The 13,578-nt window shown below is 34.6% G+C and carries 12 protein-coding genes; all 12 read right to left on the reverse strand.

All coding sequences use genetic code 11. From position 1 onward, the window contains the following. Positions 1 to 973, reverse strand: a 973-nt coding sequence (locus tag A9Q93_RS03395) for a glycosyltransferase (RefSeq protein WP_303685973.1), incomplete at its 3' end; no start/stop codon positions are given. A gap of 14 nt (positions 974 to 987) precedes the next feature. Further along, a complete protein-coding gene (locus tag A9Q93_RS03400; RefSeq protein ID WP_303685974.1) occupies positions 988 to 1,986 on the reverse strand; it encodes a hypothetical protein in 999 nt (332 codons plus the stop codon). Between the two features lie 35 nt (positions 1,987 to 2,021). After that, positions 2,022 to 2,780 carry an FkbM family methyltransferase gene (locus A9Q93_RS03405; RefSeq protein ID WP_303685975.1) on the reverse strand — a complete coding sequence of 253 codons (759 nt, stop codon included), beginning with the start codon at positions 2,778 to 2,780 and terminating at the stop codon, positions 2,022 to 2,024. A gap of 5 nt (positions 2,781 to 2,785) precedes the next feature. After that, positions 2,786 to 3,799, reverse strand: a complete 1,014-nt coding sequence (locus tag A9Q93_RS03410) for a glycosyltransferase family 2 protein (RefSeq protein WP_303685976.1) — start codon at positions 3,797 to 3,799, stop codon at positions 2,786 to 2,788. Continuing rightward, the gene (locus tag A9Q93_RS03415; RefSeq protein ID WP_303685977.1) at positions 3,786 to 5,270 is read right to left on the reverse strand and encodes a glycosyltransferase family 2 protein; all 1,485 of its coding nucleotides are present in this window, start codon (positions 5,268 to 5,270) and stop codon (positions 3,786 to 3,788) included. The genes A9Q93_RS03410 and A9Q93_RS03415 overlap by 14 nt, the downstream gene beginning before the upstream one ends. Beyond that, positions 5,267 to 6,409: a glycosyltransferase family 4 protein gene (locus tag A9Q93_RS03420; RefSeq protein WP_303685978.1), complete on the reverse strand. Its 1,143-nt coding sequence runs from the start codon at positions 6,407 to 6,409 to the stop codon at positions 5,267 to 5,269. Before A9Q93_RS03420 ends, A9Q93_RS03415 begins: the two co-directional genes overlap by 4 nt. Continuing rightward, a complete protein-coding gene (locus tag A9Q93_RS03425; protein ID WP_303685979.1) occupies positions 6,409 to 7,290 on the reverse strand; it encodes a hypothetical protein in 882 nt (293 codons plus the stop codon). Before A9Q93_RS03425 ends, A9Q93_RS03420 begins: the two co-directional genes overlap by 1 nt. Beyond that, positions 7,291 to 8,724, reverse strand: coding sequence for an MBOAT family protein (locus A9Q93_RS03430; protein WP_303685980.1), 1,434 nt, complete (start codon positions 8,722 to 8,724; stop codon positions 7,291 to 7,293). Position 8,725: 1 nt separating this feature from the next. After that, positions 8,726 to 10,129 (reverse strand): UDP-glycosyltransferase, encoded by a 1,404-nt coding sequence (locus A9Q93_RS03435; protein ID WP_303685981.1) that lies wholly within the window; start codon positions 10,127 to 10,129, stop codon positions 8,726 to 8,728. Between the two features lie 195 nt (positions 10,130 to 10,324). Further along, positions 10,325 to 11,197 carry an N-acetylneuraminate synthase family protein gene (locus tag A9Q93_RS03440; RefSeq protein ID WP_303685982.1) on the reverse strand — a complete coding sequence of 291 codons (873 nt, stop codon included), beginning with the start codon at positions 11,195 to 11,197 and terminating at the stop codon, positions 10,325 to 10,327. Continuing rightward, complete coding sequence (locus tag A9Q93_RS03445) at positions 11,194 to 12,354, reverse strand: acyltransferase (RefSeq protein ID WP_303685983.1); 1,161 nt, start codon at positions 12,352 to 12,354, stop codon at positions 11,194 to 11,196. The genes A9Q93_RS03440 and A9Q93_RS03445 overlap by 4 nt, the downstream gene beginning before the upstream one ends. Next, positions 12,335 to 13,501, reverse strand: coding sequence for an acylneuraminate cytidylyltransferase (locus tag A9Q93_RS03450; protein ID WP_303685984.1), 1,167 nt, complete (start codon positions 13,499 to 13,501; stop codon positions 12,335 to 12,337). The genes A9Q93_RS03445 and A9Q93_RS03450 overlap by 20 nt, the downstream gene beginning before the upstream one ends. Positions 13,502 to 13,578 lie beyond the last annotated feature (77 nt).

Here is a 13,578-nt window from a genome sequence, read left to right on the forward strand (position 1 = left end):
CAGCCTCTTCCCGCTGCAGCTGTTTATTTGTACAACCCAACATCCATGGCACACAGCTTACTGCACTTGCCACAGGCACACAACCCCAGAACATAGCTTCGGCAACGGCCTTGGGCCAGCCTTCACTCTTAGAAAGCAAAAAAGAGAAATGAGCATTTTTATAAGCTTCTGTAACTATGCTATTATCGACATTGCCGTGTAACCTAACCTTATCATGCAAGTTGTACTCATCAATCTTCACGGCCATCTCATTTTTTAACGGTCCATCACCATAATAATCAATAGAAATATCTATACCATCTTTAGTAAGTGATTTAATAATCTCAAGTATTTCTAACGGTCGTTTATTAGCTCCCATAGCTCCTACAAATACCGACTTAAAAGGTCCATTCCAGTCTCTTATGGAAAGAGCGGTTATTTGATTTCTTCTGTAGGTAGCTGTAAAAAAGGACATAACATTTTCAGATTGATCTGGCCATTTTCCATAGGCAAGTATGTCTATATTTTTAGTCAAAAATGTATTGGAAAGAATTCTTTTTTGCCACCTGTAGGCGATAGGTTGTGCAGCATTAGGGTCAAAATTACCAGCATACTTGGCTGTTTTCTTTTTGGAAGGAAATAAGATTTGTGCGATACTAGCCAGCAAGGCTAGGTTACCAGGACATCTTAAGTGTATGTGATCCGCTTTTGCGAAAGCGAAACACAAAACAAAAAACTGATAAGGAACCGTCAATATAGAAATCAATGCAATCCAGAACGTATGAAATTCTAGTCGTCGTAATCCGATCTGTTTAAAATCTTGTCTCTGAAAAGCCTGAGCTAATAGTGTTCCCTTAATAGTATCTGGGCAAATAAAAGTAACCTCATCAACATGACGCATCCAAAGGTCCATCTCCTTTACATATGGAGCATAGGCTACCTTCTTGCCATCCTGCTGGATCAAATGTGCGTCTGTGATTACAAGAAATTTCAAGATTCGATTCGTATTTAGTTTTTTATAATTTCTAAAATCCTAATGAAATAGTTTTTAGGATGTAGATATTGTTTACTCCAGTCCAGATTAGCCTTTGCCATTTGTAAATAAGCATCATCTCGTTGTAATTCTCGTATTCTATCTGGCAACTCTAAGTAAGCAGATCTATCAGAAAGTTCTAAATAGTTCTTACCGTTTTCAAATTGATCAATCTGCACTTGAATCGGTGTTGAAATTACCGCTTTTCCATGCAATACATATTCACCAATTTTCCATCCTGGAGTGTCCTTCAATCCATCGTCTGCAATACCTATACTAAATTGTTTGAGAGTTTTTAAGTAATTACTCTTTTTACAAGATTTAAGATCTAAAACAACATCGGCTGCACATTTTACAGAAAAAGAGTCTGGATATAGGCCAGTTTTAGCACTTTTAAATGTCTTTTTTATAATCCTACAAGCATTTATCCTAAATTCATTTTGAATGATACGGCGCTCTTTTTCTTTAGGATCATTAGTGGAATTAGGATTCCAGAGTCTGGTGTAATAAAGTGCTTCACCATTTCCTCTAGAAACATCTTCACTTAATTTTCTTACATCTAGCAACGAGTGGGCAGAATTTGATTTTAAGTGAAATACATCTAGAGCTCGGTAAAATTCAACTTTATTATGCTTATGAAATAGAAATTCTTTTTGTAGCTTTTGTAATAAACTTATGGTTTTATAGCTTAACGGGATATTAAAATTTAATGGATAAACATTTTCTATTTCTGTATAAATACTCAAGGATCTTTTAAAATAGAAATTGTATTTGCTTGGATTTTCTAAAAAAATTACGTCGTCACTATAATCGAAAAATATGGTTTTAGAATCTACATGCAACAATGCTCCATTATGCATAATAGATTTATTGAAAAACACATTTAATTTTATATTATTTGCTATACAGTAATAGTGATAAGAATACAGTAAATGGTTTAAATGATGAGTCCAAACAGATAGTTCTAATTTCATAAAAGGAAATGTTACCGTATTATTTATTATGAGGCCTAGTTAAAATAAAAAATCAAGTTCTCATTATTTCTAATATGATAAAAATCATATTTTGATACAGCCTTCATAACCGATTTTGATGAACCAGCTTTCAATCCATCATGTAGTTCGATAATCAATATCTTTACATAAGGTAACCATAAATCGACATTTTTTTCAAATAATTCCTTTTCAGACCCTTCTATATCAATTTTGAGAATATCAATTGAATTCACTGTACAAGCATCCATAATAGTTTTTAAAGAAGTGGCTTGAATAGTGTTTTTTTCTGGCTTATCAGATTCTTCAATGGTAAAACCCCAAGAACCGAGTTGATCATTAGAGATCTTCAAATTTGTTTCATGACTCCAGATACCTTTGTTAATCGGAATAATGTTTTTATATGAAGAAATATTTTTTATTAAAACATTGAAGTTATCAGATTCTGGCTCTACTGCCACAACTTGTGCTTCAGGAAATCTATTAGCAAAATACACAGAAGACAAGCCTACATTTGCACCACAATCTATAATTATCTTAGGATTAAGAGGAATATTTATTTGATAGCTTTGTGCCAAGAAAACCTGATAAAAGACCGTTATGTCAGTAGTTTTTGGTCTTAAAAAAACTGCATTATGATAACCTTTCGGCTTGACTCTTATTAGCTTTTTTGACCTCAGACCTCTCTTAAAAAGCAACTGGAATCCTGACCAACCCAGTATACTGCTATGTTCAAATATTTTAGAAGGAAAATCAAGTATCTTTTTAATCATCATAAAAATTATGTCCTATCAAATTTAGGACTGCTTACAATTAAACTCAAACATCCTGCAATCCTACCTAAACTCTCAGTAAATGCTTCTTTATGCTCGCTAGTGGTAAAGATATTGAGAATTCTTATAGCAATTAGCAAAATAGTGATTTGATACCATTTAAGCTTACTTTTAAATGATGGCTCAGGATGTTTGACTCGCCATACATACCAGCCATTGCGCACTACCATTTTACCATAAGAATATTTATTAGGCCTACCAGAGGCATCGTGATGGTGCTCTAATTGCGCCATTGTATTCACATATAAATCTCCTATACGAGATAATCGCAAAGTAAAATCGGCATCTTCATAAAGACCGTAACCTTCAAAATATTCTGAGAATCTATGCTCTTTTAAAACTGACAGAGGAAAACTAGAAACACCACCCATTAATTGATCCACTTTATATATTTTACCAGATGGTGGCAAAAAACCTATGGACCTGCCATGTCCAAATTCGGGATACACCGCTGGTGGCGTTTCTTGAGCAAGACCAAGTTTTCTTCTTAGTTTATAACGACTACTTTCTTTACGACGGTAGCCATCATAATAAAAGTGATTCAGGTCTGCTGCATTTTCTTGAGAGGATGGTTCCCAGGAAACTTCGTTAGTTATATAGCCGCCTACACCTAATGCCTTAGGATATTGAGTATAGGTGTCCATCAGGTTCTCAAAATAATTGGTGTGAAGAATCGTGTCATCATCTAAGAAAGCTACGATATCCATATCTTCTTGTACTCGTACTATTCCATAATTACGCTGCTTGGTCAGGCCGCGTTGTTCTGGTGGCACTTTGTGATATTTGATGATAGAGTTTCCGCTTTCGCGAAAGCGAGATCCCGTATCATCATTTGTAGAACCATCAATAATCAAGATTTCATCTGGCACTTTAGATTGAATCATCACAGATTCTAGCAACCTGGTCAAAGGTTTAGGTCGCATATAAGTGCAAATGATTAGGCTTAGTTTATACTTCTGCATCCTTCGCTAATTTTTGAGACCAATACATGCTTTTACTCCATGCCTTTTTGAAATACTTATAATACGACAGCGGATTTTTAATAGAGTAATCCTTATAAAACTTAATAAATAAAGTCAATTTGTAACCTAGCAATTGTTTAGCTGTGTAATTCTTCTTACGATGATACATAATTTGTGGTGAAGGCTTGGGCTGAATAGCGTCTTCCTGCCATGGAAAAAAATGTGGCTTTCTAAAACCTCCTACGGGCGCTTTTAGGTGAAGCATGTTGATATGTGGCACATAAATCACGTCATATCCTGCATTGCGTATTTGCATACCATAATCTACATCTTCTCCATATCCATGTTCTAAAGCCATATCAAATTTGCATTTCTCTATGACCTCTCTATGAACTATAGAACATCCAGAACCGAAAGCTGGCCATTGTAAAAATGTATGATTTTTTTCTTTTTCCCCTTTTTGTAAACAAGAAACGGTCAAACATTTGACTCTTGTATGTAGAATAAACTCAAATATCTGATTTGAAAAGCCTTCGCCAACTCTAACATCATCATCAAATAACAAAATCCACTTTGATTTGCTCAAACTTATGGCTCTATTACGAGCACGACAAGCTCCAGTGATATGGGTAAATTCATGTTGAATGTTAAAATTCCATTGTTCATTTTGTATAAAATCAAGCTCGCTAGTGGCAAGGCTATCTGCGTTTTGCTCAATAATAATTACCGTATTGGGTAACATTGTCTGGTTATTAAGATCTATTAAAACATCTTTTAAATAACTAGATCTACCCATTGTAGGAATCACTACATCATAAATAAAATCATCGTTTATTTTTTCAATTTCATGATTTTGTAAGCTACTTACATTTGCCTTAATAAAAATAGCAGAGTGAAAAAAGGAATTCATGAAAGCCAATAAAGGAAAACGTTTCTCATACCATAGATGACATAGTAGTAAAATAAAAAGCCATCGAGTTTTATAATGCTGTCTTACAAATTTATATAGCTGTTTATCATTAAAACACTGGTTTTCTTCTATAAAAGGTATTTGGTAATTTAAAACTCCTAATGATAACGATGTTTTACCAATGGAATTAACCCAATACAAATAATTAGACTCTGATGAATGCGAGTCCTCAGTCATAATTACAAGCTGTGAATGAATACAAACGATCGCAGTACTTTTTAACCACGTGGGATAAATAACATTTTTATTTATTTTAATAAATGGTCCATCTTCTACGTATCCTAGGTCTTCACTGACAGAATTATAATTAGAGATAAAATAAGCACGGTGATTCAATTCTGGTAATTGTGCTTGAAATGATTCAATATCTGTATCTTTTTCATAAATCAAAAGATAATCATCAGGATGCTCTTGAGCACATTTATAGATAGCCTTAACAATAGGCAACCCACTATAATGCTCAGTAATAGCAATACCGTTATGATAAACAAGAGTTATCATAAGGAACAGATACGTTTATAAAATTCGATATTTTGATGTACGGTCTTATAAATATCAAATTTTTCTGCAGTTTTCATTCTGCCAGCTTTACCTATGGAACGGACCAACTGCTTATTGTCAAACAACTCCTTAATAGTTTCTACATAGGCATCTACATCATCTGGATGATGCATAAATCCATCAACACCATGATCTATTATATCTTTTGCCCAACCTATACTGGTGTTAACAACGGCTTTTTGTAGTGCCATAGATTCAATGGTGACCATTCCTAGGGTTTCAGCAAACGATGGGAAAACACAAACATGTGCTCTTTTTATTTGTTCTTGAACTAATTCATAAGGGATTTTACCCAAGTAGGTAATTCGAGATGCGGCTTTTTCAGTCATTTGATTTTGCATCAATTCCCATGTAGAATTTGATCCAGTTTGAATGTCACCACTATCAGCACCTATAAAAATAAGTGTGCTTTTAGGTTCTATTTCAATCAGCCTGTTGAACATTTCAATAAGCTGGAATACGCCTTTCTTTCGAATCAATGTTCCTATATTAAGGACTCTATAAGTTTCAAAAGTTTCTGGCTGGTCATTTTCAAAATTTTCTAGCGCAATACCATATGGAATGATTGATAGCCTTTCTTTAGGTAGATGAAACAGCTCCATGCTTTTTTCACCAGCATAAGTAGTAGGTGCTATAAAAGCTGTTGCTTTTTGAACGCCTAGTTTTTCAAACCATTTATTTTTAAACTTCTGTGTTCTCTTCTCTAGATGACAGAAATAGGTATCACTTCCATGAAACCTTATAACAAGAGGCTTTTTCAGGTACATAAAAGCAGTAATTCCAGTCCAATCTGGAGCTTCTAGAATATCTACAGCTACTGCGTGAGTGTTGATATAATTCTGAATAAATTTGCGATGACGGTAAAAACCAAGGAAAGGATAACTTTGTTTTTTTATGAGATGAAAAACAATACCATTTTCTTCAAACACCTGGCTTATTTCTTGTCCGTAAATAAATAGTGTTACTTGATGTCCCGTGTTAACAATCGCATGAACTAAGTTTTTAATACTGGTCCCCATTCCACCACTAGCACGTGTCAATTCATGTGGATACTCTGGTGTGATATAAGCAATGTGCATTAGTTCTTAGATTGATGTAATAATAAATCTGCTGTAAGTTGTTTAGTAAAAGCAGTTGCTCCTTCTCTATTTAGATGACCGCAATCTGCAAAATAAGATTCTGTGGAATCAAATAGGTCTATATAACTAATAACTTCTGGGTAAATCTTTTGTAATTCCTTCATAAAAACATCCCTATTAGAAGCACTTTTACAATAAGGAGCTGTGTAAAACAAGAGAGATGTAGGTGCTACTTCTTTCATTATTTGAACACCTCTATTAGTTGTAGTAACGGTTTGAGGTAAAGTTCCTTTCATGGCAGTTCCTATACGGTCTATACCTAGAAATCCGTTAGTAAAATTAACTTTTGAAGGTTTTTGAATAAGCTGTAAAACCACTTCTCTTAATCCTATCATTTTATCGTTAGCTGCATAGCGCACAAATGGAAGATGAATAGATGGCATTTCTAATTGGTTCTTTAAATCTTTACTTATCATTTTTGTATTTTGATAGGGCGCTATAGAAGAAATAAAGGCAGGCGCGTAAGAATCAAAGTTCACTGCATAATCTAATTGAAAAAGAACCTGATCATAGGTAACGTTATTGTCTTTCAATATCTGTAATAAAGCGGCAGAATCATTTGTTTTGCTGCCCTGAAGCCCTAAGTTAATACAGCTTTTACCTGTTAATTGAGTAACCAGTTCACAGTCTATGTGATTTTCAACTCGAGAACTGCCTAAAAAAACATAATCAATGTGCGTATCTTTTAATTGCACCACATACTGCGTTTTATTCCTAGAAAATCCAGTAGTAAATGCATATGTATAAACAGATTCCAGCAAGTAAGCACTAGCAATCGTAATGATAATAACAGCTATGATATGTTTTAAGAAGTTACTCATCTAAAACTGGAAGTATATAAAATCTTGATGATTTGAATAAACACCTAAAGTAAGCAACATAAGTATAATACTAGCAATTTTTAGCCATTTCCATTTTCCATAAAATGGGTGTTCTTTATCTCTATGGAACCATTCATAGGTGATAAATACAAATAATATCAAAAGCATTTCGATACTATAACGTTCAATATTTAAATATTGAATATCAAAGCCAGATGTAGCAAATGTACGTTTCAAGTAATCAAAAGCCTCTCTAATAGTTGAGGCTCTAAAAAACACCCATGCCACACATGCTAGCAAAAAGGTTACTAACATTTGAGCTAATTCTTTCAAGCTAGGTAAAATTCGGTTCTCACTTACTTGATTTAAATGATTCCTATTTCTATTTAATAATAAAACTGGAACAAAAAATAAAGCATGTAAAAAGCCCCAAAATACAAAGGTCCAATTTGCACCATGCCAAAAACCGCTGACTAGAAAAATAATCATCACATTTCTTAATTGCAACCATTTACTTCCTCTGGAACCACCCAGCGGTATGTATAAATAATCTCTAAACCAAGTAGACAATGAAATATGCCAGCGTCTCCAGAACTCGGCCATATCTCTAGAGAAATAAGGGTAATTAAAGTTACGCATCAAGTCAAATCCTAGCAACCTTGCTGTACCTATCGCTATATTTGAATAACCAGCAAAATCTCCATAAATCTGAAAAGCAAAATAAACCGCTCCTAGTATGAGACTCAAACTGTTCATGTTCTCATAATTATCAAATATGCTGTTTACGTAAGGTGCACAGCTATCAGCAATCACTACTTTTTGAAAAAGTCCCCAAATAATCAAATGAATACCTGAAATAGCTAGCTCTTCTTTAAACACTCTTTTCTTAGAAAACTGAGGTAATAAATTAGTAGCACGTTCTATCGGACCTGCCACCAATTGTGGAAAAAACGCAACATAAGCTGCAAAATTGATAAAGTTTTTAGAGGGTTCTAGCTTTTTTCTATAAACGTCTATAGTGTAACTAAGCGTTTGAAAGGTGTAAAATGAAATACCTACTGGTAATATAATATTAAGAGTACTTTTATGCATTTCTATACCTAAAGCACTAAATGCATCTACCCAAGAATCAATAAAGAATCCGTAGTATTTAAAAAATCCTAGCAACCCTAAATTGATAGCAAGTGAAGTAAGCAATAGTAGTTTCTTTCTGTTTGCAGATTGTGTCTTACCCATTACTATGGCAATAGAATAATCTACTACAGTACTAAAGGCGATTAATGCCAGAAATCGATAATCCCACCATCCATAAAAAAAATAGCTAGCCAAAAGAATAAAGGCATTCTGTAATTTAAGATTTCTTTGCACTACAAACCAGTATATTATAAAACATACTGGTAGAAATAGAAGAAATTCAATAGAATTAAATAGCATTCTATTGAATTTTTTGAATCCCTTCCCAAATACGCTCACTAGCTTTTTCAGGTGATTCTGGTTTGTTTATAATGCCATACCACGATTTGCAAACTGGTACGGGATCAACTACTTTTTCTAAAAGCTGTTGAATACCTGTACAAATATCTTCCTTTTTGTGTGCCCAAACCACAGCATCAGCGGGCATTGTTCTAAAATGAACATACTTATAATTTTGCCCTATATCTCGTATCCCTTTTTTAAGTTCGGGCTGCTCATAATTTGGATAAATAGTAGGTTTATCGTGCGCCACAAAATCAAAAACCATACTGGAACATATATTAACCACCAGTTCACAGTGGTGGCACGTATTTACTAGTAATGCAAAATCTTCCTTAGTAGGCATCACTTGGTTCCACTGCTCGCCCATAGGTTTCCATAAGGGTTTAATCGTAGTAATGATGTCATCATATTGATCCAAAACATCTCGATACCTATCAGAATGATCTACGGGAACGGGACGGAATAGGATACCTATGTTATATCCACGATCGTTTAATTTTTGAACAGCCTCAGCAGTGTCTTTAAGGTACAAATGATCTAATGGTGAAGTAGTCGTGTCGTCTCCAGAAAAACAGATATAATCCTTATCCTCGTCTAGACCATGCTGTTCACAGTAATGCTTCCGTGTGAGCAATATAGAAGCATCATAATGAGGTTCAAATTGAGGCGTCCCAGTAACAAAAATTTGTTCTTCTCTGGTTTTAGGGTAATACTCCAGCAGCTGCGATTTCATCAATTCAGACCAGACAAAGTAGTAGTCCGTTTCAATGGTGGTCATTCCTTTAGGCAGGTTATCCCAGCTGTAAATCCAGCAAGCGGTTTTTATTCCCAAATCTTTAGCCGCAAGTATAGGTGCAATAGCCTGTGTCGCTCTCTGAGTGGTACAAAAAACAAGGTCAGGCTTATGTTGCTCTAATTGAGCCTTTACTTCTTGATACCGTTGTGTGGAACGCTCTGCAGCATTCATTTGATCCATCAAACCTTGCCAGCCTTTTGGTGTAGCGCTAAAGGTTTCATGAAACTTTACGAAAGAACTTTTGGCTATATTCTTTAAACTATTCCACTTCAATGGAAACCTATAAGTAGGATAAACTGTATCATTAGTCCGCTTTCGCGAAAGCGATAACTCCACTCTTTTACGAGCATGATTGATTACCGGTGTTTTAGGATGTATCCTCGTACTTTCAATTTTTAATTCTGGATAACCCAATTCCTTCTCTAAGGAGAAAACCGTGTTGTTCCAGTAGGTGATATCAAAGCCTTGCCGCTCACCGATTTCCTTAAATTGAGTGAATGCAAAATTACGCAGCCCTACACCATCTGGGAAGAGGATGAATACTTTGGATTTGATATTTTTAACCATACAAGCAAATATCTTATAAAATTGTCATACTGAGCTTGTCGAAGTAGAGTTTAAATCAGAAAACTGTTGAAACATTAAATCGTTCTCAATAGGGCTATACGGAGTACATCGAATTGCTCGAATTGACAGTACAGTTTAAGTTTTAAAATAAAAATTATTTAGAACTCACAGCTCACCAACTCAAAGATTCACCGACTACTTCCTATACTTCAACTTATCACGTTGCACTTGCTCAATAGGTAAAATATCTGTAGCCTTATAGTCTAGTGCTTGATGTACCGCTTTTAAATCACGAGCTAGTTTTCTCATTCCGGCTGGTTCTAATGAGGCACTGTGATCGGTTCCTTTCCAGGTACGATCTAGTGTATAATGACGCTCTACCACATTTGCGCCTAGTGTATATGCAGCAACATCTACAGCAATTCCTAAATGGTGTCCAGAGAATCCAATTGTTTTTACTCGATCACCATATTTTTGAATCATGGTGGTAATGTCTAGCAAACACACATCGGGAAATGGCACTGGATAACCTGATGTACAGTTGTACAGTACAAGATCTTTTGCACGATGATGCTTTTCAAAAAACGCTACGAGTTCTTCTACCTCATCCTTAGTCGTCATTCCTGTAGAACAGTGAATCTCGCCACTATAATTTTCACATAACCAGCCCAGCATCTCATAATGGTTATTACAAGCACTTGGTATTTTAATAAATTCAGGGTTTAGACCTGCTATTTCTTTGGCACTAGTTAGATCCCAAACGCTGGTAGAGTAAGTGATACCTACTTCTTCACAATAGGCCTTTAATTCTGCATGCTGGTGTACATCAAATTCTAAGAATTCTCTGTGCGCTCCATACGTATCTCCATATGAGTTTACCGGATTAGGATGTGGTGCCTCGTATTGCTCTTTAGTCAATAACTCAATATTATGACGTTTTTGAAACTTTACAGCATCTACTTTACAGAAAATAGCCGCTACTTTAATTAGTTCTTTAGCAATCTCCATATCGCCTTTGTGATTACCACCTATCTCTGCGATAACATAGGGCGCTTTATATTTACTCATATAATCATTATTTTATCTCTCAATCTCAAGAAAGGTAATTCTATAAACTTATACATTAAAATTGATATTCCTAAGGTAAATGACCAATAAGCAAAATACTTTAAAACAATTAAAAGATAGCTATTTGAAATTAATAGTTCCCAATCAATAGATTCAAGAATCCAGTACTGAACTACAGATAGATTAGTCAAATACATAGAGTACGAGATCAAACTTATCAAAGTAATTATTTTATAAAAAACACCTTTACCAGTTTTTACTGAGTTCAAAAAAGGTAGCAATAGCAAGGTAGCAAAAGAATTAGTTGAAAAAAGTGCAACGCTTTGATAAAAGCCGTAGGGTTGATAATGCTGGATATTGAATTTATTCATGATCAAAATAACAATTCCAACGCCAAAATAAGCAACTTTATATTTATTCCAATATTTGAAACGATATAAATAAAAGAAGGCACCCAACACACCAAATAGCAAGCTATCTAATCTTGTAATCACCTGACTACGTAAAAGATAATTCCATGACTCTTCATCATCAATTAATCCCGCATTAAATCTTATGTACCTCATATAGATAGAAAATAAGATTATCAAACTTGCTGTTACAATTATCGAGATTCCAATCTTTAATCTCAAATAATAAACACTGATAAACAAAATTGTAGGAATTAGTAGATAGAACCATTCTTCTATACTTAAACTCCAAGCTTCGGGAAAAAAATTGGGGTGAATTGAACTGAAGTTTTGAATAAAGAATATGTAATATATTTTATCCGACATCACAAATCTGGGAGTAAATAACATATTCAGCGCTAATAAAATAAATAGCACAAAAAAATAATTTGGAAGCGTACGCATCCACCTTCTAAACCAAAAGTCCATTAGATGTGTGGTGGAGAGGTTATCATTATTTAAGATCTTAATTAATATAACGCCAATTAAAAAACCACTTAAAACAAAAAAAATAGAGACACCATCGAAAATAAAAAAGTTAATATATTTAAAATACTCTGACTCCAATAGATATCCTCCATGACCAATAACAACAAAAAGAATCGCCAATGATCGCAAAATATCCAGTCCAAATATTCTTCTATCATTAAATTTAATGGTCAATAAACTATAACTCTCGTCGGTACCGCTATACTTTGTATCTGCCATTATATTTTATTATAAATTCTGTAGCCTCACGGATGGCTCCTTCGGCACTATTATTTTGCAAGATAACATCTGCATGATTTTTTATGGGTTGTGTAGCATTTGCAGGTGTGAACGACCAGCCAGCAGCACAAATATTTGCCATATCGTTAACATCATCACCTATGTAGGCAATGTTGGAGAATGATAAGTTCCTGTCAGTAACTATTCTAGAGAGTAAACTGTATTTATCTTTTACACCTAGAAACACATCTTCAATTTTTAACTTTTTCATACGGCTAGCAACGATTTGCGAATCTTCTGAGGTCATCACCATCACTTCTACTCCATACTGGCGTAAAATTTCTAGTCCCATTCCATCACGCATGTCAAATTTTTTCATCAACTCACCTTCAGTTCCATAGTAGATACAGCCGTCAGTAAAAACGCCGTCTACATCTAGAATAAAGTGAGTAATTTTTTCACTTTGTTTCTTTGACTTTAAACGAGCAGCTAGTAATTCTTCAACTATTTTCCAGTCAGTTAAAGAATCGATCTCGGTAAGACTGTCTTCTGGCATAGGGACTGTTGCTATATTACCGCTTATTCTATTCTTGCTTTCGCGTAAAGCAGAATCAGTAGTTACATAACAAGCTCCATTTTCTATAAGCAAACCTTCAAAATCCTGTCTTCTAGGTCTATTGAAAATATCATAGTTTTTAGGAGTACCATCAGCATGCCAGGTAAATCGATGAGAGTTTACTACGGTTAAGGCACTGTCATAGTTCTTACCATTTGCAACAGCGTCCAGACAGTTATTGATATCAACAGCTGTGGTAAAAGGTGAAGTCGCTTGAAGTAAGCAAAATAAATCAAAGTTTGATTCGTGCTTGTTTACAAATTCCATTATAGCCATTTCTGTACTTTCAGTATCTGTAGCGCTGGCGTCACTTCTTTTCACCGCATGAACCTTATCGGTCCAGTGGTATTCTTTTTCTATGAATGCGAGAATATCTTGATCATCTGTATAGATATACACCTCATCAAGTTTTGAGGCGATGGCTTCACCTAGCGTCCAACAAAAAAGAGGTCTTCCTAAAAGCTTTTTTTTATTCTTACCAGGAATACCTTTGGAGCCGGCACGTAATGGGATAAATCCTATGGATTTCATAAACAAATTTAGGTTACAAAAATAAGTAAACTATTCAACAACCTAATTAAATATAGACCTTTGCACAGATTTATTAA

It is taken from the genome of Nonlabens dokdonensis, from assembly GCF_002162835.1.
In the GTDB taxonomy this organism is placed as follows: domain Bacteria; phylum Bacteroidota; class Bacteroidia; order Flavobacteriales; family Flavobacteriaceae; genus Nonlabens; species Nonlabens dokdonensis_B.

What these genes read in the sequence shown, in the direction of transcription:
- A9Q93_RS03400 (WP_303685974.1), bottom strand. Translation starts at nt 1,986, where the DNA reads ATGAAATTAGAACTATCTGTTTGGACTCATCATTTAAACCATTTACTG.
- A9Q93_RS03405 (WP_303685975.1), bottom strand. Translation starts at nt 2,780, where the DNA reads ATGATGATTAAAAAGATACTTGATTTTCCTTCTAAAATATTTGAACAT.
- A9Q93_RS03410 (WP_303685976.1), bottom strand. Translation starts at nt 3,799, where the DNA reads ATGCAGAAGTATAAACTAAGCCTAATCATTTGCACTTATATGCGACCT.
- A9Q93_RS03415 (WP_303685977.1), bottom strand. Translation starts at nt 5,270, where the DNA reads ATGATAACTCTTGTTTATCATAACGGTATTGCTATTACTGAGCATTAT.
- A9Q93_RS03420 (WP_303685978.1), bottom strand. Translation starts at nt 6,409, where the DNA reads ATGCACATTGCTTATATCACACCAGAGTATCCACATGAATTGACACGT.
- A9Q93_RS03425 (WP_303685979.1), bottom strand. Translation starts at nt 7,290, where the DNA reads ATGAGTAACTTCTTAAAACATATCATAGCTGTTATTATCATTACGATT.
- A9Q93_RS03430 (WP_303685980.1), bottom strand. Translation starts at nt 8,724, where the DNA reads ATGCTATTTAATTCTATTGAATTTCTTCTATTTCTACCAGTATGTTTT.
- A9Q93_RS03435 (WP_303685981.1), bottom strand. Translation starts at nt 10,129, where the DNA reads ATGGTTAAAAATATCAAATCCAAAGTATTCATCCTCTTCCCAGATGGT.
- A9Q93_RS03440 (WP_303685982.1), bottom strand. Translation starts at nt 11,197, where the DNA reads ATGAGTAAATATAAAGCGCCCTATGTTATCGCAGAGATAGGTGGTAAT.
- A9Q93_RS03445 (WP_303685983.1), bottom strand. Translation starts at nt 12,354, where the DNA reads ATGGCAGATACAAAGTATAGCGGTACCGACGAGAGTTATAGTTTATTG.
- A9Q93_RS03450 (WP_303685984.1), bottom strand. Translation starts at nt 13,501, where the DNA reads ATGAAATCCATAGGATTTATCCCATTACGTGCCGGCTCCAAAGGTATT.